The organism is Stenotrophomonas sp. YJH_SMC_37, from assembly GCF_059370035.1.
The window spans coordinates 1-23461 of sequence record NZ_JCAFTG010000001.1 but is presented as its reverse complement, the minus strand read 5'-3'; the positions used below and the strand labels follow the sequence as shown (position 1 = coordinate 23461).

The 23461-nt window shown below is 66.9% G+C and carries 20 protein-coding genes; 12 read left to right on the top strand and 8 right to left on the bottom strand.

Features of this window, described 5'->3' with window-relative positions; all coding sequences use genetic code 11:
* Positions 1-180: 180 nt before the first annotated feature.
* Entirely contained in the window at positions 181-1677 is a 1497-nt protein-coding gene (locus tag AC5P8J_RS00100; protein ID WP_494540203.1) for an aminotransferase class III-fold pyridoxal phosphate-dependent enzyme, read from the bottom strand.
* Between the two features lie 211 nt (positions 1678-1888).
* On the opposite strand from AC5P8J_RS00100, the gene queA reads away from it, so the two are divergent.
* The 6 genes from queA (at position 1889) to fabV (ending at position 9769) form a co-directional block, all read left to right on the top strand.
* Positions 1889-2965 carry a tRNA preQ1(34) S-adenosylmethionine ribosyltransferase-isomerase QueA gene (gene queA / locus AC5P8J_RS00095; RefSeq protein ID WP_495216570.1) on the top strand — a complete coding sequence of 359 codons (1077 nt, stop codon included), beginning with the start codon at positions 1889-1891 and terminating at the stop codon, positions 2963-2965.
* 237 nt (positions 2966-3202) lie between these two features.
* Entirely contained in the window at positions 3203-4333 is a 1131-nt protein-coding gene (gene tgt / locus AC5P8J_RS00090; RefSeq protein WP_029379947.1) for a tRNA guanosine(34) transglycosylase Tgt, read from the top strand.
* 133 nt (positions 4334-4466) lie between these two features.
* Positions 4467-4811, top strand: coding sequence for a preprotein translocase subunit YajC (gene yajC, locus AC5P8J_RS00085; RefSeq protein WP_006434333.1), 345 nt, complete (start codon positions 4467-4469; stop codon positions 4809-4811).
* 61 nt (positions 4812-4872) lie between these two features.
* Complete coding sequence (secD, locus tag AC5P8J_RS00080) at positions 4873-6729, top strand: protein translocase subunit SecD (RefSeq protein WP_227854461.1); 1857 nt, start codon at positions 4873-4875, stop codon at positions 6727-6729.
* Positions 6730-6744: 15 nt separating this feature from the next.
* Positions 6745-7725 (top strand): protein translocase subunit SecF, encoded by a 981-nt coding sequence (gene secF, locus AC5P8J_RS00075; protein ID WP_021202635.1) that lies wholly within the window; start codon positions 6745-6747, stop codon positions 7723-7725.
* A gap of 784 nt (positions 7726-8509) precedes the next feature.
* A complete protein-coding gene (gene fabV / locus AC5P8J_RS00070) occupies positions 8510-9769 on the top strand; it encodes an enoyl-ACP reductase FabV (RefSeq protein WP_111173023.1) in 1260 nt (419 codons plus the stop codon).
* Between the two features lie 113 nt (positions 9770-9882).
* Here the strand turns inward: fabV and AC5P8J_RS00065 are convergent, their stop codons facing one another.
* The 3 genes from AC5P8J_RS00065 to AC5P8J_RS00055 form a co-directional block, all read right to left on the bottom strand.
* Positions 9883-11952, bottom strand: a complete 2070-nt coding sequence (locus AC5P8J_RS00065; RefSeq protein WP_111104613.1) for an EAL domain-containing response regulator — start codon at positions 11950-11952, stop codon at positions 9883-9885.
* A gap of 91 nt (positions 11953-12043) precedes the next feature.
* Positions 12044-13228: a BaiN/RdsA family NAD(P)/FAD-dependent oxidoreductase gene (locus tag AC5P8J_RS00060; RefSeq protein WP_019661264.1), complete on the bottom strand. Its 1185-nt coding sequence runs from the start codon at positions 13226-13228 to the stop codon at positions 12044-12046.
* Positions 13225-13773, bottom strand: coding sequence for a YaeQ family protein (locus AC5P8J_RS00055; RefSeq protein ID WP_111099176.1), 549 nt, complete (start codon positions 13771-13773; stop codon positions 13225-13227). Before AC5P8J_RS00055 ends, AC5P8J_RS00060 begins: the two co-directional genes overlap by 4 nt.
* Before the next feature lie 125 nt (positions 13774-13898).
* Between AC5P8J_RS00055 and AC5P8J_RS00050 the strand changes: the two genes are divergently transcribed.
* Entirely contained in the window at positions 13899-14777 is an 879-nt protein-coding gene (locus tag AC5P8J_RS00050; protein ID WP_227854292.1) for a pseudouridine synthase, read from the top strand.
* A 6-nt stretch (positions 14778-14783) separates the two neighbouring features.
* Here the strand turns inward: AC5P8J_RS00050 and AC5P8J_RS00045 are convergent, their stop codons facing one another.
* Positions 14784-15272: a YaiI/YqxD family protein gene (locus AC5P8J_RS00045; RefSeq protein ID WP_021204710.1), complete on the bottom strand. Its 489-nt coding sequence runs from the start codon at positions 15270-15272 to the stop codon at positions 14784-14786.
* 301 nt (positions 15273-15573) lie between these two features.
* Here AC5P8J_RS00045 and AC5P8J_RS00040 point away from each other — a divergent pair, with 301 nt between their 5' ends.
* From AC5P8J_RS00040 to AC5P8J_RS00025, 4 genes are all read left to right on the top strand, one after another.
* Positions 15574-15783 carry a cold-shock protein gene (locus AC5P8J_RS00040; RefSeq protein WP_004153307.1) on the top strand — a complete coding sequence of 70 codons (210 nt, stop codon included), beginning with the start codon at positions 15574-15576 and terminating at the stop codon, positions 15781-15783.
* A 187-nt stretch (positions 15784-15970) separates the two neighbouring features.
* Positions 15971-16660, top strand: coding sequence for a glutathione S-transferase family protein (locus tag AC5P8J_RS00035; RefSeq protein ID WP_021204709.1), 690 nt, complete (start codon positions 15971-15973; stop codon positions 16658-16660).
* 32 nt (positions 16661-16692) lie between these two features.
* Positions 16693-18258 carry a protein adenylyltransferase SelO gene (locus AC5P8J_RS00030; protein ID WP_111099178.1) on the top strand — a complete coding sequence of 522 codons (1566 nt, stop codon included), beginning with the start codon at positions 16693-16695 and terminating at the stop codon, positions 18256-18258.
* 726 nt (positions 18259-18984) lie between these two features.
* On the top strand, positions 18985-19521 hold the full coding sequence (locus tag AC5P8J_RS00025) for an adenine phosphoribosyltransferase (protein WP_111202596.1): 537 nt from the start codon (positions 18985-18987) through the stop codon (positions 19519-19521).
* A gap of 78 nt (positions 19522-19599) precedes the next feature.
* Here the strand turns inward: AC5P8J_RS00025 and dbpA are convergent, their stop codons facing one another.
* Both dbpA and AC5P8J_RS00015 read right to left on the bottom strand, forming a co-directional pair.
* The gene (dbpA, locus tag AC5P8J_RS00020; RefSeq protein WP_010484543.1) at positions 19600-20976 is read right to left on the bottom strand and encodes an ATP-dependent RNA helicase DbpA; all 1377 of its coding nucleotides are present in this window, start codon (positions 20974-20976) and stop codon (positions 19600-19602) included.
* Between the two features lie 85 nt (positions 20977-21061).
* Positions 21062-22141: a YeiH family protein gene (locus AC5P8J_RS00015; RefSeq protein WP_010484545.1), complete on the bottom strand. Its 1080-nt coding sequence runs from the start codon at positions 22139-22141 to the stop codon at positions 21062-21064.
* 102 nt (positions 22142-22243) lie between these two features.
* Between AC5P8J_RS00015 and AC5P8J_RS00010 the strand changes: the two genes are divergently transcribed.
* On the top strand, positions 22244-23119 hold the full coding sequence (locus AC5P8J_RS00010) for a LysR family transcriptional regulator (protein ID WP_049454745.1): 876 nt from the start codon (positions 22244-22246) through the stop codon (positions 23117-23119).
* 232 nt (positions 23120-23351) lie between these two features.
* Here the strand turns inward: AC5P8J_RS00010 and AC5P8J_RS00005 are convergent.
* On the bottom strand, positions 23352-23461 hold a 110-nt coding region (locus AC5P8J_RS00005), incomplete at its 5' end, for an IS3 family transposase (protein ID WP_288037892.1).

Genomic DNA, 23461 nt, shown 5'->3' with positions numbered 1-23461 from the left:
TCTTCCTGTCTCTTGGCCGGAAACGAAAACGCCCCGTCGCCAACCGCAGGGCGGTCGGGGACGGGGTGTCCTTGGATTATGAGCCCTTCTGTAGAGCCGAGCCATGCTCGGCTGCTCTTCGTTCAGATCGCGGCAAAGGCCGAGTCGAGCATGGCTCGACTCTACAAACGCCAAGCAGGCTTACGCGGCAGCGGCCTGTTCGCGGCGCGGGCCTTCACGCAGGGCACGGCCGACCATCCCCACCAGCAGGTCCAGCTCCTCGCTGTCCATGCCGAAGTGCGGGGTGAAGCGCAGCGAGTTCTCGCCACCGTGGATCACGTTGATGCCGTGCTGGCGCAGCCATTCTTCGGTGGAATTGGCGCCGTAGCACTTGAACTGCGGCGCCAGCTCGCAGGAGAACAGCAGGCCGGTACCCTGCACCTTGGTGATCAGGCCGCCCAGCTCGTTCTTCAGCTGCTCCAGCTTGCGTACGGCTTCGGCGCCACGTTCGGCGATGTTGGCGCGCACCTGGGGGGTCAGCTGGGCCAGCGTGGCGCAGGCCACGTCCAGCGCACGCGGGTTGCTGGTCATGGTGTTGCCGTAGATGCCCTTGCGGTACAGCTGCGCGGCATGCTCGGTCACCGCCAGCACCGACAGCGGGTACTGCGCGGCGTTCAGCGCCTTCGAATAGGTTTCCATGTCCGGCGGGTCCAGGCCTTCGAAGCCCGGGTAATCGACCACCGAGAGCACGCCATGCGCGCGCAGGCCGGCCTGGATCGAGTCGAGCAGCAGCAGGCTGCCATGCGCACGGGTCAGTTCGCGGGCCACGGCGTAGAACGACGGCGGCACCGAGCGGCCCGGGTCGCCTTCGCCCATCACTGGCTCCAGGAACACCGCCTCAATGAACCACTGGTTGCGTGCGGCGTCCTCGAACACCTTGCGCAGGCCGGCCTCATCGTACGGCGCCACGGTGATCACCGAATCCTCGCCACGGTAGCTGGCCAAGTGCTGCATGTAGCTCTTGCGGCTGGAATCGGAATACAGGGCAGGGCGGTCGGTACGGCCATGGAAGCTGCCCTTGACCACCACGCGCTTGATCGCAGCGCCAGCGTGGCGCGCACCCGGGTCGGTCTGCAGCTTGGCGTTCACGTCGGCGATGCGCGCGGCCAGGCCGACCGCTTCGGAGCCGGAATTCAGGCACATGAAACGGGCGAATGGGCAGCCGCCACGGCGATGGCCGATCTCGGCGCGCAGGGCGGTGATGAAGCGCTGCTGCGACAGGTTGGGGGTCATGATGTTGGCCATCACCTGCGGGCGGGCCATTGCCTCCAACACGGCGTCCGGGGTGTGCCCGAAGCCGAGCATGCCGTAGCCGCCAGCGTCGTACAGCACGGCGCCCTTCAGGGTGACCACCCACGGGCCGCGCGCAGCCAGTGCCACGTACGGGGTCACCGCGTCATCGGCGTAGAAGTTGACGAAACCATCCTGCATCGCGTCGATCTGCGCCTGTTCGTCCTGCGCCAGCAGCGGCCCCAGGTCGGCCTGCACGCGCGCGAATTCCTCGGCGGCGGCGTCCACCGCGGCGATCAGCTGCGGGTGGTTGGCGGACAGGGCGGTCAGCGTGGCGTCGTCCAGGCCGGAGGTGAGGCGGGTGCCGGGCTGGGCGCGCAGGGGGGCGAGGCGTTCGATGAAGCTCATTGCAGATCTCCTGAAACGATGGGTCGCACGGGCCTTCAAATGCAAAACGCGCGTCATCACGCGCGCTTGGGGGCAGGCTCGTGCAGCGGACTTCCAACTCGATGCTAGCACTTGTTTTTTTGCGCGATAACCCCGCAGAAACCTGCTGCATAGCAGCATTTTGCGCGACGTTCGCCGCGAAGCGAGCCGGCTCGCAGACGCTGGACGTACAATGCGCGCCATTGTCGACCTGTTGCCGCCCACTGCCTTGAAGAAGTCCGATTTCCACTACGACCTGCCGGCTGAACTGATCGCGCAGGCTCCCTTGGCCGAACGTTCCGCCAGCCGCCTGATGCTGGTGCCGGCCGCACCTGCGGCCTTCACCGATCTGCAGGTGCGCGACCTGCCGTCCCTGCTGCAGCCGGGCGACCTGCTGGTGTTCAACGACACCCGCGTGATCCCGGCGCGCCTGTTCGGGCAGAAGGCCAGCGGCGGCCGCGTGGAGATCCTGATCGAGCGCCTGCTCGGTGGCCAGCAGGCCCGTGCCCAGGTCGGCGCCAGCAAGTCGCCGAAGGCCAGTAGCCGCATTGCGCTGGATGCCGGTGGGGAGGCCGAGGTGCTGGGTCGCGACGGCGAGTTCTACGTGCTGCAGTTCCACGTGCCTGAGTCGCTGGAGCAGTGGCTGCTGCACGCCGGCCGCCTGCCGCTGCCGCCGTACATCCAGCGTGAGCCGGGCGTGGACGATCGCGAGCGCTACCAGACCGTGTTCGCGCGCGAAGTGGGCGCGGTGGCGGCACCGACCGCTGGCCTGCATTTCGACGAACCGCTGCTGGCCGCGCTGAAGGAGAAGGGCGTGGACTTCGGCCACGTCACCCTGCACGTGGGGGCGGGCACCTTCCAGCCGGTGCGCGCCGATGACCTGAAGGACCACGTGATGCACCGCGAGTGGCTGAACGTCGGCGCCGAACTGGTGCAGCAGGTGCGGCGCACGCGCGCCGCCGGCGGCCGGGTGATCGGCGTCGGCACCACCGTGGTGCGCGCGCTGGAAAGCGCGATGCGCGATGGCGAGCTGCTGCCGTTCGCCGGTGAAACGCAGATCTTCATCACCCCGGGCTACCGCATCCGCAGCGTCGACGCGATGGTGACCAACTTCCACCTGCCGGAAAGCACGCTGCTGATGATGATCTCCGCGTTTGCCGGCAAGGAGCGGGTGTTCGAGGCCTACCGGCACGCGATCGAGCAGCGCTACCGCTTCTTCAGCTACGGCGACGCGATGCTGCTGTTCCCGCAGGCGGGGGTAGGGCGCTGACCTCTGCCTGCTTGTGGTGGGTGCGCACCGTTGGTGCGCACTTGCAGGTGCCTGGAGACCAGGAAAGCCACGCATGGCGTGGCTCTACTGCCCAGGTAGATCCACACCATGCGTGATGAATCCGGTAGCCCCGGCCATCCCGGGCAAACCGCTCCGCCGGGCGTGGCCCGGCGCTACCGGAGCAGGGAGGGCGGTTTTGGGAGACAATGGGCAACTATTTGCCCGAATGACCGCTCCATGTCCCGATTGCAGTTCCAGCTCCAGACCCGCGACGGCCGTGCCCGCCGTGGCCGCCTGACCTTCCCGCGTGGCACGGTGGAAACGCCGGCCTTCATGCCGGTGGGGACCTATGGCTCGGTCAAGGGCATCCTGCCGGACCAGGTGCGGGCGCTGGGCGCCGAGATCATCCTCGGCAACACCTTCCACCTGTACCTGCGCCCGGGCCTGGACATCATCGCCGACCACGGCGGCCTGCATGGCTTCTGCCGCTGGGATGGCCCGATCCTGACCGATTCGGGTGGTTTCCAGGTGTTCTCGCTGGCCCACCGCCGCAAGATCACCGAGCAGGGCGTGACCTTCGCCTCGCCCACCGATGGTGCCCGCGTGTTCCTGGGCCCGGAAGAGAGCATGAAGATCCAGAAGGTGCTCGATTCGGACGTGGTGATGATCTTCGACGAGTGCACCCCTTATCCGGCCACCGAGGATGTGGCGCGCCGCTCGATGGAGCTGAGCCTGCGCTGGGCCCAGCGCAGCCGCAACGCGCATGACGAGCTGGGCAACGATGCGGCCCTGTTCGGCATCGTCCAAGGGGGCGTGCACACCGACCTGCGCAGCCGCTCGGCCGAGGCCCTGCAGGCGATCGGCTTCGACGGCTATGCCATCGGCGGCCTGGCCGTGGGCGAGCCGGAGCACGAGCGCAACGCCATGCTGGACCACCTGGACCCGGAGCTGCCGGGTGACCGCCCGCGCTACCTGATGGGCGTGGGACGGCCGGAGGACCTGGTCGAGGGTGTCGCACGTGGCGTGGACATGTTCGACTGCGTGATGCCGACCCGCAATGCGCGCAACGGCCATTATTTCACCTCGTTCGGCACCGTCCGCATCCGTAATTCCCAGTACGCGCGCGACATGGACCCGATCGAGCCGGGCTGCGGCTGCGTGGCCTGCACCGGTGGCTATACCCGTTCCTACCTGCGCCACCTGGACCGCTGCAACGAGATGCTGGCGCCGATGCTGGGCACCCTGCACAACCTGTTCTATTACGAAAAGCTCATGGCCGACATCCGTGCGGCCATCGAGGCGGGAACCTTCCTGGCCTTCCGTGAGTCTTTCTACGCGGCACGCGGGGCGGTGGCCCCGCCCCTCTAACCCGGACGCCCCCTGCCAAACGGTCCAAGGACGAACGCCCGGGGCCGTGGCATACTTCAAGGCTGACCCAGATCCGCGGTCGACACCCCCGCCCCTCAAGGGACGGGAGCGCCGCCCAACCAAAGGACCAACGATGAACCTGCTTGCTTTCCTGATTCCCGCCGCCCACGCCCAGGCCGCCGGCGGCCAACCGCAGGGCATGGGCCTGACCACGCTGCTGTTCCCGATCATCCTGATCGCCATCATGTACTTCCTGATGATCCGCCCGCAGATGAAGCGGCAGAAGGAGCACAAGGCCATGCTGGAGAAGATCAAGCGTGGCGATGAAGTGCTGACCAACGGCGGCATCGCCGGCATCGTCACCGACATCGGCGACAACTTCATCACCATTGAAGTGGCTGACAACGTGCGCATCCGCGTGCAGAAGGGCGCTGTCGGCAACGTGCTGCCGGCCGGTACCCTGAAGTCGGCCCAGTAAGCCACTCCCTTTCCGAAGCACAACCGCGGCGCCGGGGATGGCGCCGCGCGGGACCCAAGCAATGCTCGAATTTCCACGCTGGAAGTACGTCGTCATCCTGATCGTACTGGCGCTCAGCGCGCTGTACGCGCTGCCCAACATCTACCAGAAGGACCCGGCCATCCAGATCACCGCCAACCGTGGCGGGCAGATCGACGATGCGCTGCGCGACCGTGTGCTGGCCGACCTGAAAAAGGCCGGCATCGCCACCATCGGTGCCGAAAAGGAAGGGGAAAGCCTGATCGTCCGCCTGTCGGACCTGAAGGCGCAGTCCGCTGCCAGCGACGTCCTGCGTGACACCGTCGGCGAGAAGTACACCGTGGCCCTGAACCTGGCTTCGACCGTGCCGGACTGGCTGGCCAACCTCGGCGGTCGCCCGATGGTGCTGGGCCTGGACCTGCAGGGCGGCGTGCATTTCGTGCTGCAGGTCGACCAGAAGGCTGCCCTCGACAAGCGTCTGGACGCCTATACCGAAGACGTGCGCAGCACGCTGCGCGACGCCCGCATTCCGTACCAGTCGGTGGAACGCCGTGCCGACAACAGCATCGTGGCCAACCTGAGCCCGTCCGCCGGCGACGACGCCGCGCAGCGTGCGCGCGCCGCCCTGGTGAAGGCGCAGCCGACGCTGGGCTATGACGTCAGTGGCAACCGCATCACGGTCACCGTGCCGGAGACCGAGATCACCCAGATCGCCAATGGCGCCATCGAGCAGAACATCAACACCCTGCGCAACCGTGTGAACCAGTTGGGCGTGGCCGAACCGATCATCCAGCGGCAGGGTGCGGACCGCGTGGTCGTGCAGCTGCCGGGTGTGCAGGACACCGCCGAAGCCAAGCGCATGATCGGCGCCACCGCCACCCTGGAGTACCGCGCGGTGGTCGAGGGCAATGCGCAGGACGCCATCAATTCCGGCCGCATCCCGCCGGAGGCGAAGGTGTACCAGCGTCGTGACGGCCTGGGCCCGGTGCTGCTGAACAAGCGCGTGATCGTCACCGGTGACCAGATGGTCGGCGCGCAGGCGGTGACCGATCCGAACAGTGGCTCTCCGGCCGTCAGCGTGACGCTGAACAATGTCGGCGGCCAGCGCATGTTCGACTTCACCAGCGCCAACGTGAACAAGCCGATGGCGGTGGTCTACACCGAGCGCGTGCCGACCGTGACCGTCGTCGACGGCCAGGAAGTGCGTGGCTTCAAGGTCAACGAGGAAGTGATCTCGGTGGCCAACATCAATGGTGTGTTCGGCAAGAACTTCCAGACCACCGGCCTGCAGAAGAAGGAAGCCGAGGACCTGGCCAAGCTGCTGAAGTCGGGTTCGCTGGCTGCGCCGATGGACTTCGTCGAAGAGCGCGTGGTCGGCCCGAGCCTGGGCGCCGAGAACGTCAAGAACGGCATGCGCGCGGTCGTGTTCGCATTCCTGTTCACCCTGGTGTTCTTCAGCATCTACTACCGCATGTTCGGTGTGATCACGTCGGCGGCGATGCTGTTCAACCTGCTGATCGTGGTGGCGGTGATGTCGCTGTTCGGCGCGACCATGACCCTGCCGGGCTTCGCCGGCCTGGCGTTGTCGGTCGGCCTGTCGGTGGACGCCAACGTGCTGATCAACGAGCGTATCCGAGAAGAGCTGCGTGCCGGCGTGCCGGGCAAGACCGCGATCGTGACCGGTTACGAGCGTGCTTCGGGCACCATCCTCGACGCCAACCTGACCGGCCTGATCGTCGGTGTGGCGCTGTTTGCATTCGGTACCGGTCCGCTGAAGGGCTTCGCGCTGACCATGATCATCGGTATTTTCGCCTCCATGTTCACCGCGATCACCGTGTCGCGTGCGCTGGCGACGCTGATCTACGGCCGCCGCAAGAAGCTCCAGAACGTGGCCATCTGACGGGACGACACGCACATGAAACTGTTTCCGCTGCACATCCTCCCGAACGACACCAAGATCGACTTCATGCGCTGGCGCCATGTCGCCATGGCAGTCACCATCGTGGTGTTCCTGGCCTCGGTCGCCATCATCGGCATCAAGGGCTTCAACTACGCACTGGACTTCACCGGCGGCACCCTGATCGAAGCCCGCTTCGACAAGGCGGTGGACGTCGAGCAGGTCCGCACCAAGCTCGAGCAGAACGGCTTCGAAGGCGCGCAGGTGCAGAGCGTCGGTGGCAACACCGATCTGCTCATCCGCCTGGCGCCGCACGGCGAGCATGCGCCGGGCACCGGTGATGCCGCTGCCGAGGACAAGGCCACTGCCGCTGCCGTGGTGAAGGCACTGTCCACGGCTGACAACCAGGCCACCGTGCTGCGCAACGAGTTCGTCGGCCCGCAGATCGGCAAGGACCTGGCGATGAATGGCCTGTACGCCACCATCTTCATGCTGGCCGGCTTCCTGATCTACATCGCGGTGCGCTTCGAATGGAAGTTCGCGGTCACCGCCAGCATCGTGGCGATGTTCGACCTGATCGTGACGGTGGCTTACGTGTCCCTGCTGGGCCGTGAGTTCGACCTGACCGTGCTGGCCGGCTTGCTCTCGGTGATGGGCTTTGCGATCAACGACATCATCGTGGTCTTCGACCGCGTCCGCGAGAACTTCCGCAGCCTGCGCGTGGACTCGATGGAAGTGCTGAACCGCTCGATCAACCAGACGCTGTCGCGTACGGTGATCACCGCGGTGATGTTCTTCCTGTCCGCGCTGGCCCTGTACCTGTACGGTGGCAGCTCGATGGAAGGCCTGGCCGAGACGCACATGATCGGTGCAGTGATCGTGGTGCTGTCCTCGATCCTGGTGGCGGTGCCGATGCTGACGATCGGTTTCCTGCGCGTCAGCAAGCAGGACCTGCTGCCGAAGGCGAAGGACGTCGAGGCCCTGGCTCGTCGCCCGTAAGCGTCCCGCTGCGCGCAACACGCAGAGAACCCCGCGCAAGCGGGGTTTTTTGTTGGCAGGGCTTGCAGCCCTGCACCTGCAGAGGCAACAGCAACAGCAACAGCAACAGCGGGCATTCCGTGAATTGGTGGGGCGGTGTCGGAGTGCGGGGGCGCCGCAAGTACGTCCCTGTAGGCTTGGCAGCCGCTTGCTCGTGCGCGCAGTCCTGCGCGCACGGCAAGACCGGGGTTGGGCGTCCTGCCCAACCCGCCCGAGGCATGCCTCGGGCCCATGCGGCTGACACCCCGCACTCCGACACCGCCCCACCTCTGACAGATTCCCACGGCTGTGGGTAGGTGCCGACCTTGGTCGACACATTTGTCAGATATCGAAACAATTCTGGGGTCAGATCCGTTTTCCTTCGAAAAACGGATCTGACCCCAAGAGCTGTTCCGACAGATCGCGGAAGACTGTCAAAGGCGGGGTGGGTCCGGTTGCGGGGGTGTCCGCGGCATGGATGCCGCGGCCAAGCCCCCATGGACGGGTTAACGGCGTCCCCCGCAACCGGACCCACCCCGGCATCCCTCAGTAGCCCGGCTTTTGACATTGCTGTTGAGGTTGCCGGCCAGCGGCCGGCACTACCGCAGGTGCAGGGTGCAACCCTGCAGAACAAACCCCACCCTACGCCAGCGTCGGTTGTGCATTCGGCCCCCGCACACTACGATCCTGCGGTTCGCGCGCACAGGCGCGCGCCCATATTCCTGCTGAGCGCCCTGTGCGCCGCATCTGCCAACCCGAGGTATCCATGGTCATCAAACCGCGCGTCCGCGGCTTCATCTGCGTCACCACCCACCCGACCGGCTGCGAGGCCGCGGTCAAGCAGCAGATCGACTACATCCGCGCGCGCCCGCCGATCCAGAACGGCCCCAAGCGCGTGCTGGTGATCGGCGCCTCCACCGGCTACGGCCTGGCCGCACGCATTACCGCCGCGTTCGGCAGTGGCGCGGCAACGCTGGGCATCTTCTTCGAACGCCCGGGCAGTGAATCCAAGCCGGGTACCGCCGGCTGGTACAACTCGGCCGCGTTCCACAAGTACGCCGACGAAGCCGGCCTGTATGCCAAGAGCATCAACGGCGATGCCTTCTCCGATGAGGTGAAGGCGAAAACCATCGAGATGATCAAGGCCGATCTCGGCCAGGTCGACCAGGTCGTGTACAGCCTGGCTGCACCGCGCCGCAAGCACCCCAAGACCGGCGAGATCATCAGTTCCACGCTGAAGCCGATCGGCGAGCCGATCACCCTGCGTGGCCTGGATACCGACAAGGAAGTGATCACCGAGACCACTCTGCAGCCTGCCACGCCGGAAGAGATCGCCGGCACCGTTGCGGTGATGGGTGGCGAGGACTGGCAGATGTGGATCGACGCGCTGGCCGATGCCGGCGTGCTGGCCAACGGCTGCACCACCACGGCCTTCACCTACGTGGGCGAAGAGATCACCCAGGCGATTTACTGGAACGGCTCGATCGGCGCCGCCAAGAAGGACCTGGACACCAAGGTGCTGGGCCTGCGCGAGAAGCTGGCGAAAATCGGCGGCGACGCGCGCGTGTCGGTGCTGAAGGCCGTGGTGACCCAGGCAAGCTCGGCCATTCCGACCATGCCGCTGTACCTGTCGCTGCTGTTCAAGGTGATGAAGGAAAAGGGTACTCACGAAGGCTGCATCGAGCAGCTCGACGTGCTGTACGACATCCTTTACGGCGGCAGGGCCGATGGCACGGCGGTCGAGCGCCTGCGCCACGATCTGGTCGATGGCGATGGCCACACCGTTGCGCTGGTTGACGAGGAAGGCCGCCTGCGTGCCGACTACAAGGAAATGGCGGCGGACGTGCAGGGCAAGGTGGTCGCGCTGTGGCCGCAGGTGACCAACGAGAACCTGTACGAAATCAGCGACCTGGCCGGTTACAAGGCCGACTTCCTGCGCCTGTTCGGTTTTGGCGTGGAGGGCGTCGACTACGAGGCCGACGTCAATCCGGACGTGAAGATCGACAACCTGGTCGACATGACCTGATCAACGAAAAGGCCGGCGAAAGCCGGCCTTCTCTTTGTGTAGAGCCGAGCCATGCTCGGCTGCTCTTCGCTTGAGTCCCGCAGCCGAGCATGGCTCGGCTCTACAGAGAGGCATCACCCAAACTCGAACCCCATCTCCGGCAACGCCGGGCCGACGAAATCGCCCTGCACGTAATCCACGCCGGCACTGAACAGCAGGGTCATCGAATTGGCGTCGCTGACGAACTCGGCGATGGTGCGGATACCGGCCTCCTGCGCGCGTGCGGTGATCTGGCTGATGCGATCGATGTTCTCGCGGGTGGCCGCCAGATCGCTGGTGAAACCGCGGTCCAGCTTGAGGAACTGCGGCTGGAAGTGGGCGAGCAGCTGGAACGAATCCAGTCCGGAACCGAACTGTTCCAGGCCGATGCGGCAGCCCAGGGGCGCCACTTCAGCAAGGAACTGCTGCGCACTGCGCAGGTGGGTGAACACCTTGGCTTCCGGCGCATGCAGCCACAGCCGTTCGCCGGGTAAACCCTGCGCCTGCAGCTCGCGGCGCAGGGTGGCGATCATCTGCGGGTCATCGAACGATTCCGGCGTGACCTTCACCAGCACCTGGGTGGCATGACCCGCACGCGCGCGTTCACCCAGCACCGCGATCGCCTGCGAGACCACCCAGCGGTTGATGTCGGCCAGCAGCCCGTGCTCTTCGGCGATGCCCAGGAACGCGGTCGGGCTCAGCAGTTCGCCATTGTGTTCCAGGCGCAGGTAGGCCTCGTAAAGCTCCAGTGGCTCGCCCTGCAGGTTCAGCACCGGCTGGTAGTGCAGCTGGAAGCCGTCGCCAGCCAGCGCCTCGCGGATGCGGGCGACCCAGCGCAGCACGCGCTCTTCCTCGACCCGGTCGGCGGCGGCCGGGTCGAAGATGCGGCAGGTGTTGCCCAGTTCGGCGGCGGCCTGCGTGCATTCGCTCGCGCGTGCCAGCACCTGGCCGATGCTGGCGATCTTCTCGCCCACCTGCACGCCACCGATGCTGACCGTTACCGTGGCCGAACGCGCGCCGATGCTGAAGACGTGTGCGGCGTAGGCTTCGCGGATGCGCTCGGCCAGCGCCACGGTCTGCGCGTAGGGCCCGGCCTGCAACACGGCGAAATTGTGTTCGCCGAAGCGGGCCAGTTGCGCGTCCGCGCCAACTACTTCGGCCAGCAGGCCGGCGAGGGCGCCGATCAGCGTATCGGCCGAGGCCAGGCCGATGTCCGGCAGCAGGCGCGCATAGTGGTCCGGCTCGATCAGCAGCAGTCCGAACTGGCCCTCGCTGCGCCCGGCCTGGGCCACTGCGCTTTCCAACTGCAGCATGAAGGTCGGTCGGTTGAGCAGGCCGGTCACCTGGTCACGCTGGCGCAGGTCCTCGACCTCGCGTGCCAACTCGGGATCGAACTCCATGCGGCGGCGGAGCACCACCTGCAGGCAGGATTCGCCCTCGTAGGTGGCGGCGGTGAATTCCATCGTCGCCGGGAACGCACTGCCATCCTGGTGGCGCGCGTCGAGCTGGTACTGCGGCGGCGGCGCTTCGCCGCGGCTGAGGCCCTTCAGCAGCTGCTTGAAGCCTTCCACGTGCTGCGCGGCAACCATGTCCAGCAGCGAGATGCCTTCGATATCGTCGAAATGCTCGTAACCGAACATCTCCAGGTAAGCGTCGTTGGCACGGATGTGCATGCCTTCATGCACGTAGGCGATGGGATCGCGCGAGGAGGCAATCAGCGCATCGCAGCGGCGCTCGGTCTCACGCATCTGCGCCTCGATGCGGCGCAGGCCACGCCGTGCCTGCAGGTCCACCCACTGGTCACGGACCACGGCCAGCAGGTGCTCGGAACGCTGGCGCAGGGCGAGGGCACGGATGCCATGGCTGCTGGCCTGTACCAGTTCGTCTTCGTCGATGCGCTCGGCCAGCAGTACCAGCGGGATGTCCTTGCCGCTGGCGGCAATATGCTGGGCCACCAGCGGCAGCGGAATGCCCTGCGAAGGCGAGGCCAGCACCAGGTCGATGGCCTGGCTGGCCAGCACCTGGGCCAGCTCGGCAGCATCCTGCGGGCGCCACGGACGCACCGCGATGCCGCTGTTGCGCAGGGTGCTGACGATGGCTTCGGCATTCTCGCCGCTGTCATCGACGATCAGCAGGCGGATGGTGATGTCGTTCGCGTTCTGCATGCACTGCTCCCCAATCTGCAAATCTAGATACACGATGCGCGCCGAACCGTCCATGCGCGCACCCCTTGCGCGCAACGAACGGCGATGTGGTTCACACCACGCCACCGGCCGCGTGGCCGCTGGCCCAGGCCCACTGGAAGTTGTAGCCGCCCAGCCAGCCGGTCACATCCAGCACCTCGCCGACGAAATGCAGGCCGGGTACGCGCTTGGATTCCATTGTCGAGGACGACACCTCGGCGGTATCCACGCCGCCCAGGGTGACTTCGGCGGTGCGATAGCCCTCGGTGCCGCTGGCCACCAGCGGGAACGCGCCCAGCAGCTGCGCGGCCTGGCGCAGCACCGGCTCGTCCAGCTGACGCACCGGGCGGTCCGGCAGCCAGTGCTCGCACAGGCGCTGCGCCAGCCGCTTGGGCATCACGTCGCCCAGCACGGTGCGCAGCTCGGCGGCGGGCCGCTCGCGCTTCATCTGGCGCAGCCACTCGCCCGCATCCTGGCCGGGCAACAAGTCCAGCTCCAGCGCATCGCCGGGCTGCCAGAACGAGGAGATCTGCAGGATGGCCGGGCCGCTCACGCCGCGGTGGGTCAGCAGCATGAAGTTCTGGAAACTCTTTCCGTTGCAGCGCGCCTCGACCGGCAGTGCGACGCCGCTGAGGTCGGCCAGCCGCTCCTGGTGCTTGCCGCTCAGCGTCAGCGGGACCAGCCCGGCGCGGGTCGGCAGCACCTGGTGGCCGAACTGGCGGGCAATTTCGTAGCCGAAGCCGGTGGCGCCCATGCTCGGAATCGACAGGCCGCCGGTGGCAACCACCAGCGAGGCGCAATGGAACAGGCCCTGCGTGGTGTGCACGCGGAAACCATCGCTGCCGTGCTCGATGCGCTGCACGCTGCATTCGGTGCGGATCTGGGCACCGGCCGCCTGGCATTCGTCCACCAGCATCTTCACGATCTGCTTGGACGAGATGTCGCAGAACAGCTGGCCCAGTTCCTTTTCGTGATAGGCGATGCCGTGCTTGCTGACCAGCTCGATGAAGTGCCAGGGCGTGTAGCGCGCCAGCGCGGACTTGCAGAAGTGCGGGTTGGCCGACAGGAAGTTGGCCGGGGTGGTGCCGGTGTTGGTGAAATTGCAGCGGCCGCCGCCGGACATCAGGATCTTCTTGCCGACCTTGTTGGCATGGTCGATCACCTGCACCTGGCGACCGCGCTGGCCAGCCGTGATCGCGGTCATCAGCCCGGCCGCGCCGGCGCCGATGACCACCACGTCGCAGCGGATCGTGCTCATGCCTTGGCGCGCTTGCGCCAGTCCGGGATCACGTCAAGCTGCATCTGATCGTTGAGCAGCTGCACTTCACCGTCCTGGATCAGCACGCTCCAGCGCATCGCGCGCTGGATCTGCTGGCCCCACAGTTCTACGAAGGCACCGTCGAGGTCGACCACCGACAGGTTGTCGAAGCGCGCCAGACCCTTGCCCTGCTTGCCCCACCAGATCTCCGAGGCGTTGCCGCCGTAATTGATCACCTGCACTTGGCGGCTGCGGTTGCTGGCCTTGCGGATGCGCGATTCGTCCGGATGGCCCAGGTCGATCCACTGCAGGATGTCGCCGGTGTAGTCGTGTTCCCACAGGTCCGGCTCATCGTCGGTGCTCAGGCCGCGGCCGAACTCCAGGCGATCGCTGGCATTGAGAGCGAAGGCGAGCAGGCGCACCATCAATCGTTCGTCGGTCTCGGACGGGTGCTGGGCCAGGGTCAGGTTGTGGGTCGCGTAGTAGCCGCGATCCATGTCGCTGATCTGCAGTTCGGCCTTGCGGATGGTGGCGGTAAGAGCCATGGGGGATCCGTAGACTAAAGACGTCAATGATAGAGGTTTGCTCGAAGGGTGTCCGTTGCCGGGCTGTCTGCGCAGCGTCAACGGTGGCACTCTTGGCGCTCTTTCCCGTGGCCGGAATGGACGCCATGACCCTGCCCAGCCACCTGCAGCTGCCCCCCGGCCACTGGCCCAGCCTGCTCGATGGCCTGTGCGCGCGTTTCCCGCGCATCGGTCGCGCGCAATGGCAGGACCGCTTCGCCCGAGGCCGTGTGCAGGATGCGCAGGGCAGGGCACTGGCGCCGGACATGCCCTGGCAGGTGGGGCTGGAAATCCAGTACTTCCGCGAGGTTGCCGACGAGCCGGTGATTCCCTTCGCCGAGACCCTCCTGCATCTGGATGAGCACCTGCTGGTGGCCGACAAGCCGCACTTCCTGTCGGTAACGCCGGCCGGTGGGTATGTGCGCGAAACCCTGCTGTCGCGCCTGGTCGCCCGCACCGGCAACACGGATCTGGTACCACTGCACCGCCTGGACCGGCTCACGGCGGGGCTGGTGTTGTTTTCGACCCAGCCGGCGACACGCGATGCCTATCAGCGCTTGTTCCGCGAGCGCCGCATTGAAAAGACCTACGAGGCGCTGGCACCGGCGCTGCCTGGGCTGGCGTTCCCGCTGCTGCGGCACAGCCGGCTGGCGCCAGACGAGCCGTTCTTCCGCATGGCTGAAGTGCCGGGCGAGCCCAATGCGCGCAGCCGGGTCGAACTGGTCGAAGCCGAGGGGGCGATCTGGCGCTACCGGCTGCTGCCGGAAACCGGCCGCAAGCACCAGCTGCGGGTGCACATGGCGATGCTGGGTGCGCCCATCGTGGGCGACGACCTGTATCCGCAGCTCAGAGTGCGCCCGGAGGGGGCGGACGAGCCGCCCCTGCAGCTGCTGGCGCAGGGCTTGGCCTTCAATGATCCGTTGAGCGGGGAGCGACGGCGCTTCCGCAGCCAGCACCGCTTGGTGCTGCCGGGTCAGGGCGACTAGGCCCGGTCAGCGGGCCGGGCGCCGCGCCAGCCAGCGGTCCAGCTCGGCGGCGAACAGCTGCCGGTCGCGCTGGCCCAGTGGTGGCGGGCCGCCGGTCTGGACCCCGGCGCCGCGCAGTTCTTCCATGAAATTGCGCATCGACAGCCGCTCGGCCATGTTGTTCGGGGTGTACAGCTGACCGCGCGGGTTCAGCGCCACGGCCTTCTTCTCCAGCACCAGCGCGGCCAGCGGAATGTCCTGGGTGACGACCAGGTCTCCAGCGGCGACCCGTTCGACGATGGCGCTGTCGGCCACGTCCAGGCCTTGGGGGACTTGGATCGAGCGCAACCAGCGCGACGGCGGGGTGCGGATCCACTGGTTGGCAACCAGGGTCAGTTCGATCCCGACCCGTTCAGCGGCCCGGAACAGGATGTCGCGAATGACGGCGGGGCAGGCGTCCGCGTCCACCCAGATACGGGGGAGGGCCAGTTCAGCTTGGGTTTCAGCTTCAGTCATTTACCCAGTGTAGGGTAGGAAAATCCTGAATGGGGGCTCAGGGTTAGCCTCGACCGGCTGCCAACCCTTGCCACGTCTAGCGGGCGGGGCCAGCCCATGAACGCCCCGGCTATCGCTTTTTGCAGAAAACACGCGTATCGTTGGCCCCACTGTGTTTGCTAGGGTCACCGTGAATCGTGGCCTGGTGCAGTTGATCTCACGATCCGCTCATCGATCCGCTTTACCAACGCCTGCAACTCAGTCTCGGCCCCGATACCCGGTGGCTGCGATTTTTTCAACATGTGTTTCAGGAGTTAGTCAAATGTCTGATCGTCAGACCGGCACCGTCAAGTGGTTCAACGACGCCAAGGGCTTCGGCTTCATCACCCCGGAAAGCGGCCCGGACCTGTTCGTGCACTTCCGTGCCATCCAGGGCACCGGCTTCAAGACCCTGCAGGAAGGCCAGAAGGTTACCTTCATCGCCGTCCAGGGTCAGAAGGGTATGCAGGCTGACCAGGTGCAGGCGGTCTAATCCGTCTGCTGCCGTTTGGTAGCCAGAACGCCGGAAGCGAGAGCTTCCGGCGTTTTTTATTGCCCGTTGTTTTTTTGTAGAGTCGAGCCACGCTCGACTGCTCTCAAAGCCACTCGAGCATGGCTCGACTCTACAAAGGGCATGCACTGCGCGCGGTACGATGTGGGCCTCCCCAAGGATCATCCCCATGCGCATTGTCCATCACCTGGAAAACTCCCGTTCCCTGCGCGTGCTGTGGATGCTGGAGGAGCTGGGGCTGGACTACGAACTGCGCCGTTATCCCCGTGATCCGAAGACGCTGCTGGCACCGCCCGAGCTGCGCAGGGTGCATCCGCTCGGCAAGTCCCCCGTGCTGCAGGACGGTGAGCTGGTACTGGCCGAGTCCGGCGCGATCCTCGACTACCTCGCGGATCGCTATGACACCCAACGCCAGCTGTCGCCGTCCCCGACACCGGCCGATGGCGCCGAGCGCATCGCCTACCGTTACTGGCTGCACTACGCCGAAGGCTCAGCGATGCCGCCGCTGCTGTTGACCCTGGTGATGGGCCGCATCCGCAACGCGCCGATGCCGTTCTTCGCCCGCCCGATCGCGCGCAGCATCGCCGACAAGGCCGAACGCGGCTTCATTGGTCCGCAGCGGCGCCTACACCTGGACTGGATGGAGCGCCGCCTGGCCGAAAGCCCCTGGTTCGCGGGTGAGCGGTTCAGCGCAGCCGACATCCAGATGAGCTTTCCGATCCAGGCTGCGGCCGCGCGCGGCGGTGGCCTCGACGACAAGCCGGCGCTGCGCGGCTTCCTCAAGCGCATTGGCGAGCGCCCGGCCTACCAGCGCGCCGAGGCCCACGGTGGACATCTGCAGGCGCTGAGCGGCAATTGAGGCCGTCGGCCGTCGCCCCCATCTTCTACACCATGGATAACGACAGCCCCCGTTTCGACAATCGCCTGCTGAATGCCCTGCCGGGTGACCCAGAGTCCGGCCCGCGCAGGCGTGAAGTGCTGGGCGCCGCCTGGTCGCCGGTGATGCCGACGCCCGTGGCGGCGCCCACGCTGTTGGCCTGGTCGCCGGAGGTGGCGGCGATGCTCGGCTTCGATGCCGATGAAGTGGAGAGCGATGGCTTCGCCGATGTGTTCGGTGGCAATGCGCTGTACCCCGGCATGCAGCCGTGGGCGGCCAATTATGGCGGGCATCAGTTCGGCCACTGGGCGGGGCAGCTGGGTGATGGCCGCGCGATCTCGCTGGGCGAACTGGTCGCGCCGGATGGCGGTCATTGGGAGCTGCAGCTGAAGGGTGCCGGCCCCACCCCGTATTCGCGGGGCGCCGATGGCCGCGCGGTGCTGCGCTCGTCCATCCGCGAATTCCTGTGCAGCGAGGCGATGCATCACCTGGGCGTGCCGACCACGCGCGCGTTGTCGCTGGTCGGCACCGGCGAAGACGTGGTGCGTGACATGTTCTACGACGGTCATCCCCGCGCCGAACCCGGCGCCATCGTGTGCCGTGTATCGCCGTCGTTCCTGCGCTTCGGCTCATTCGAACTGCCGGCCTCGCGTGGTGAAACTGGCTTGTTGCGGCAGCTGGTCCACGCGTGCATCGCCCGCGACTTTCCGGAGCTCGAAGGGCAGGGCGAGGCGCTGTACGGTGACTGGTTCGCGCAGATCGCGGTGCGCACTGCCGAGATGATCGCGCACTGGATGCGCGTCGGCTTCGTGCATGGCGTGATGAACACCGACAACCTGTCCGTGCTAGGCCTGACGCTGGATTACGGTCCGTATGGATGGGTCGAGGACTTCGATCCGGACTGGACGCCGAATACCACCGATGCCCAAGGCCGGCGCTATCGTTTCGGCACCCAACCGCAGGTGGCGTACTGGAACCTGAGCCGACTGACGCAGGCGTTGTCGCCATTGTTTGCCGATGTCGAACCGTTGCAAGCGGGACTGGCGGCGTACCAGTCCACGTTCGTTGCCTGCACCCGTCGCGATGCAGCGGCCAAGCTCGGCCTGGCAGCGGCGGATGATGAGGACCTGCAGCTCTACCTGCGCTGGCAGCAGCTGATGCAGGACGGCAGCATGGACATGACGCTGGCCTGGCGCGCGCTGATGCGCGTTGATCCAACGTCGCCCGATGTGGGCGTGCTTGACGCGGTGTACTACGACGAGGCGCGCCAGCAGTCGGTGCAGGCACCGCTGCAGCAGTGGTTGCAGGACTACGCGGCGCGACTGCGCGTGGATCCGCTGTCGGCCAGCGAGCGCACGGCGAAAATGGCCGCGGCCAATCCGCTGTACGTGCTGCGCAACTGGCTGGCCCAGGAGGCCATCGATCGCGCCGAGCAGGGCGACCTGGGCGGTGTTCACGCATTGCAGGACGTACTGCGTGACCCGTATACCGAACGCGCCGGGCTGGAGCACTTTGCCGGCAAGCGCCCGGCGTGGGCCGACAACCGCGCCGGCTGCTCGATGCTGTCCTGCAGTTCCTGAGGGTGGGTTTCGGCAGGGCTGCGCCCTGCACCTGCAGAGGCAAGGGCCGAATCCAAAGCCAAAGCCAGAGCCAAAGCCAGAGCCAAAGCCAGAGCCAAAGCCAGAGCCAAAGCGGCTCTGGATTGTCGATGGTCTGGCGGGGCGGTGTGGGGCTGCAGGACACGCCGTAAACCCATCCTTGGGGGCTCGATGGCGCCATCCATGGCGCCAACGGTCCTGCAGCCCCACACCGCCCCACCTCCGACAGATTCCCGCTGCTGTGGGTAGGTGTCGACCTTGGTCGACACGGTCGATCCACGCCATGCGTGGATGCTTTTCGTTCAATTCTCGAAATATTCGATTTCGATGAAAGTTCATCCACGCATGGCGTGGATCTACGACAGATCGCAGGAATCTGTCGAAGGCGGGGTGGGTCCGGTTGCGGGGGCGTGAGCCGCATGGGCCCGAGGCATGCCTCGGGCGGGTTGGGCAGGACGCCCAACCCCGGTCTTGCCGTGTGCGCAGGAAAGCGCACACGAGCAAGCGGCTGCCAAGCCTAGACGGACGTACTTGCAGCGCCCCCCGCAACCGGACCCACCCCGCCATCCCTCGGAATGCGGCTTTTGTTTTCGCTTTTGCTTGCGCGGTGGCCTCTGCAGGTGCCGGGCGCAGCCCGGCCGAACACCCCAACAGGCAGCCGGCGCCCGGAACAGGTACCCTATGCCGCCATCAGATAGCCAACGTGACATGACCGACGCCCTCGTCGCTCCGCAGTGGGCCTCCCGCCTGCGCGACATCGCCGACTTCCCCAAGCCCGGCATCCTCTTCAAGGACATCATGCCGCTGCTCGCCCATGGCGAGGACTTCCGCGGTGCCATCACCGCGATGGCCGACCGTTGGCGCGACCAGAAGCTGGATGCCGTGGTGGGCATCGAATCGCGCGGCTTCATCCTCGGCGCCGCGATGGCGCTGGAACTGGGGGTGGGCTTCGTGCCGGTGCGCAAGCCGGGCAAGCTGCCGGGCCAGGTGCTGCGCGAGGAATACACGCTCGAATACCGCAGCGACTGCATCGAGGTGCATGCCGATGCACTGCCGGCCGGTGCCCGCGTAGCAATCATCGATGACGTGCTGGCCACCGGCGGTACGCTGGTCGCTGCCTTGTCGCTGGTGCGCCGCCTGGGTGTCGAGGTGGTGGGTGCCGGCGTGTTGGTCGAACTGGACGGACTCGGCGGCCGCGCGCGCTGGGAAGCGGACCTGCCGCTGCACACCGAACTGGTGTTCTGAGCGTGTCGCCGGGCGTGGCCCGGCGCTACACACGGCATGCCGGTAGCGCCGCGCCACGCCCGGCGACCACCCTGTTCCTTACATCATCCGCACGCGGAAACGACGGCCCTTGATCTTGCCGGCTTCCAGCCTGGCCACGGCCTTGTTGGCCTGCTCTCGGGCGATCGCCACGTAGGAGCGGGTCGGGAAGATCGCGATCTTCCCGATGAACTTGGCTGACAGGCCGGCATCACCGGTCAGCGCGCCAAGGATGTCGCCCGGGCGCAGCTTGTCGGTCTTGCCACCATCAATGCGCAGCGTGCGCATCGCGGCCTGCGGCAGCTCGGCCGGGCGCGAGGTCGCCAGCGGCGTCTTCTGCCAGTCCAACGGCTGCCCCATCTGCGCTTCGATGGCTTCGGCGCGGGTCTTCTCACGGCCGGCCACCAGGCTGATCGCCAGGCCGCTGGCACCGGCACGGCCGGTACGGCCCACGCGGTGCTGATAGCTTTCCACGTCGGTCGGCAGCTCGTAGTTGATCACCGCCGCCAGCTCTTCCACGTCCAGGCCACGTGCGGCCACGTCGCTGGCCACCAGCACGTTGCAGCTGCGGTTGGCCAGCAGCAACAGCACTTCCTCGCGGTCGCGCTGCTCCATGTCGCCATGCAGGGCGAGCGCGGAGAAGCCGAACTGCTGCAGGGAATTCGCAACCTCGTCCACGTCCTTGCGGGTGTTGCAGAACACTACCGCCGATTCCGGCGTGTACTTCAGCAGCAGGCCCGCCAGCGCCTTCTGGCGGTGCGCCGGTTCCACCTCGCAGAACAGGTGGCGGATGGCCGGCGCCTGATCGGCGCCTTCCACGGTCACTTCCACCGCGTCGCGCAGCAGGTCACGCGCCATGGCGCGGATGCTGTCGGGGAAGGTGGCGGAGAACAGCAGGCTCTGGCGGTCCTTGTGGGTGCGGCCGGCGATCTCGCGGATCGGCTCCTCGAAGCCCATGTCGAGCATGCGGTCGGCTTCGTCCAGCACCAGCGTGCGCACCGCGCCCAGATTCAGCGCGCGCTTGCGTGCCAGCTCCTGCACGCGGCCGGGCGTACCGACCACCACGTGCGGGTCATGGCCTTCCAGCGACGCCAGCTGCGGGCCCAGCGGCACGCCGCCCACCAGCAGCAACAGCTTCAGGTTGGGGATGCCGGTGGCCAGCTTGCGGATCTGCTTGCCGACCTGGTCGGCCAGTTCGCGGGTCGGGCACAGCACCAGTGCCTGCACGCGGATCAGGCTGGGGTCGATGGCCTGCAGCAGGCCCAGGCCGAAGGCGGCGGTCTTGCCGCTGCCGGTCGGCGCCTGTGCGATCACATCGCGGCCATCCAGAATGGCCGGCAGGCTCTGCGCCTGCACGGGGGTGAGGGTGGTGTAGCCGAGGGCATCCAGGCCGGGCTGCAGGGCCGGGCTCAGCGGCAGGGTCGAGAAGTCAGTCATGGCGCATTGTACCCGTCTGCGCGGCCGCTCCCTGCCACAGGGCCTTCATCCACGTGGGCGCCGACCTTGGTCGGCACGCTCTTGATCAGCCCAGCACCGCCAACACGCCCTGATGAATCGCCAGGCCACCGAACAGCAGCCAGGCGAACAGGATCAGCGCCAGCAGCAGCGGCTTCAGGCCTGCCTGGCGCAGCGCCGAGACGTGGGTGGTCAGGCCCAGCGCGGCCATCGCCATCGCCAGCAGCACGGTATCCAGCTGCACCAGCCCGGCCTGCAGGCCAGCCGGCAGCAGATGCAGCGAGTTGAAGCCGGCCACCGCCACGAAACCGAAGGCGAACCACGGCACCACGATGCGCGCCTTGCTGCCGTCGGCGCTGGCCTTGCCGCCACGCGCCAGCCACAGCGACAGCGCAACCAGGAACGGCGCCAGCAGCATCACCCGCACCATCTTGGTGATCACCGCCGTATCAGCCGCCGCTTCATTGACCGCACGGCCTGCCGCCACCACCTGTGCCACTTCATGCACCGTCGCACCGGTGAAAAGGCCGTACTGCCGCGCATCCATCGCCAGCCAGCCGTGCGACTGCACCAGGGCATACAGCGCCGGGTACAGGAACATCGCCAGCGTGCCGAACACCACCACCGTCGACACGGCCACCGTGACCTGTGCCGCGCGGCCACGCACCACGGGTTCGGCGGCCATCACCGCTGCCGCGCCGCAGATCGCGCTGCCAGCACCGATCAGCATCGCTGCCTCGCGCTCCATCTTGAACACGCGCACACCCAGCCAGCAGGCCAGGCCGAAGGTGCTGGCGACCACCAGTACGTCCATCAGCACGCCGCTGACGCCGACGTGGCCGATGTCCTGGAAGGTCAGGCGCAGGCCGTACAGCACGATGCCGGCGCGCAGCAGCCAGTGCTTGGAAAAGCCGACACCGGCCGCGCTGCTCGGCGCCAGCCGCGGGTAGAGGGTGTTGCCGATCACGATGCCGGCGACGATGGCCACGGTCAACGCACTCAGGCCGTGTGCCTGCAGCCACGGCAGCTCGGCCAGGTACAGCGACGCCGCTGCGATCAGGCCGACCAGCAGCAGGCCGGGCAGGCGTGGCTGCCAGCGTTGGCGCAGGGCGGGCAGGGACCAGGGGGAGAGGGCGGGGGCGTTCATGGCACGGGCAGCGCTGGAGAGATGGGGCAAGCGTGCGCCTGAGACGATTACCTGTAAAACAAATAATATAGGTGAAACCTACCCATCAAGAAGGTAAGTGCCATGCGCCTGACCTTGCGCCAGCTGCAGGTCTTCGTCGCCATCGCCGATCACGGCAGCACTACCGCCGCCGGCCAGGCCATCGCGCTCTCGCAATCCGCCAGCAGTGCCGCCCTGCAGGAGTTGGAAGCCCACTTCGGCACCCCGCTGTTCGACCGCATCGGCCGCCGCCTGGCGCTGAACGGGCACGGCCGCGCACTGCTGGAGCCGGCGCGTACTTTGCTGGTCAACGCCGCCGATCTGGAGCGGCAGCTGGCCGCCGGCGGCGACCCGTCGCAGGGCGCGCCGCTGCGGCTGGTGCTGGCGGCCAGTACCACCATCGGCAATTACCTGCTGCCGCCACGCATCGCCGAACTGCTGCGCCAGGCGCCACAGGCCGAGGTTGATCTGCGCATCGACAACAGTGCCGGCGTTGTCGCCGCCGTGCAGCGCCTGGACGTCGACGCCGGCCTGATCGAAGGCCCGTGTCACGAACGCGGCCTGCAGGTGACCGCCTGGCAGCAGGATCCGCTGGTGATCGTCGCCGCCGACGACGCTCCGCCGCGCTGGACGCTGGACGAACTGCGCCGCGCCCGCTGGCTGCTGCGCGAGCCCGGCTCGGGCACCCGCGAGGCGGTGGAGCAGGCGTTGTTGCCGCATCTGCGTGGCTTCGCCCAGACCCTGCAGCTGGGCAATACCGAAGCGATCAAGCAGGCCGCCATCGCCGGCCTCGGCCTGGCCTGCCTCTCGCGCCACGCGCTGGAAGAGCCGCTGGCGCTGGGCCACCTGCGCGTGCTGGACACCCCGCTGCCTCCCCTGCAGCGCACGCTGTGGCTGGTGCGCCACCCGGGCAAGCAGTGGCTGCCGGGGTTGCAGGCGTTGCTGGGGCAGGTGGAGTAATCCATCAGACCCCCAGTCGAGTCCATCCATCGACACTTCTTGTAGCGCTCATCCACGCATGGCGTGGATCGACCGTGTCCACCAAGGTCGCCACCTACCAGAGCAGAATGCCGTTCCGACAGATCGCAGAAATCTGTCGAAGGCGGGATGGGTCCGGTTGCGGGGGTGTCCGCGGCATGGATGCCGCGGCCAAGCCCCCAGGGTGAAGTGACCCCCGAGACTTGGACAGGGGTCAGGCGGCCGATTGGGCCTGTTGGGCCTGCTCCCGGTACTGTACCGGGCTCAGGCCCTTCAATTTCAATTTGATTCGCTCTTGGTTGTAGTACTGGATGTATTCCACCA

Coding starts and splice junctions, on each gene's coding strand:
- AC5P8J_RS00100 (WP_494540203.1), bottom strand. CDS start 1,677: ATGAGCTTCATCGAACGCCTCGCCCCCCTGCGCGCCCAGCCCGGCACC.
- queA (WP_495216570.1), top strand. CDS start 1,889: ATGCGCGCCATTGTCGACCTGTTGCCGCCCACTGCCTTGAAGAAGTCC.
- tgt (WP_029379947.1), top strand. CDS start 3,203: ATGTCCCGATTGCAGTTCCAGCTCCAGACCCGCGACGGCCGTGCCCGC.
- yajC (WP_006434333.1), top strand. CDS start 4,467: ATGAACCTGCTTGCTTTCCTGATTCCCGCCGCCCACGCCCAGGCCGCC.
- secD (WP_227854461.1), top strand. CDS start 4,873: ATGCTCGAATTTCCACGCTGGAAGTACGTCGTCATCCTGATCGTACTG.
- secF (WP_021202635.1), top strand. CDS start 6,745: ATGAAACTGTTTCCGCTGCACATCCTCCCGAACGACACCAAGATCGAC.
- fabV (WP_111173023.1), top strand. CDS start 8,510: ATGGTCATCAAACCGCGCGTCCGCGGCTTCATCTGCGTCACCACCCAC.
- AC5P8J_RS00065 (WP_111104613.1), bottom strand. CDS start 11,952: ATGCAGAACGCGAACGACATCACCATCCGCCTGCTGATCGTCGATGAC.
- AC5P8J_RS00060 (WP_019661264.1), bottom strand. CDS start 13,228: ATGAGCACGATCCGCTGCGACGTGGTGGTCATCGGCGCCGGCGCGGCC.
- AC5P8J_RS00055 (WP_111099176.1), bottom strand. CDS start 13,773: ATGGCTCTTACCGCCACCATCCGCAAGGCCGAACTGCAGATCAGCGAC.
- AC5P8J_RS00050 (WP_227854292.1), top strand. CDS start 13,899: ATGACCCTGCCCAGCCACCTGCAGCTGCCCCCCGGCCACTGGCCCAGC.
- AC5P8J_RS00045 (WP_021204710.1), bottom strand. CDS start 15,272: ATGACTGAAGCTGAAACCCAAGCTGAACTGGCCCTCCCCCGTATCTGG.
- AC5P8J_RS00040 (WP_004153307.1), top strand. CDS start 15,574: ATGTCTGATCGTCAGACCGGCACCGTCAAGTGGTTCAACGACGCCAAG.
- AC5P8J_RS00035 (WP_021204709.1), top strand. CDS start 15,971: ATGCGCATTGTCCATCACCTGGAAAACTCCCGTTCCCTGCGCGTGCTG.
- AC5P8J_RS00030 (WP_111099178.1), top strand. CDS start 16,693: ATGGATAACGACAGCCCCCGTTTCGACAATCGCCTGCTGAATGCCCTG.
- AC5P8J_RS00025 (WP_111202596.1), top strand. CDS start 18,985: ATGACCGACGCCCTCGTCGCTCCGCAGTGGGCCTCCCGCCTGCGCGAC.
- dbpA (WP_010484543.1), bottom strand. CDS start 20,976: ATGACTGACTTCTCGACCCTGCCGCTGAGCCCGGCCCTGCAGCCCGGC.
- AC5P8J_RS00015 (WP_010484545.1), bottom strand. CDS start 22,141: ATGAACGCCCCCGCCCTCTCCCCCTGGTCCCTGCCCGCCCTGCGCCAA.
- AC5P8J_RS00010 (WP_049454745.1), top strand. CDS start 22,244: ATGCGCCTGACCTTGCGCCAGCTGCAGGTCTTCGTCGCCATCGCCGAT.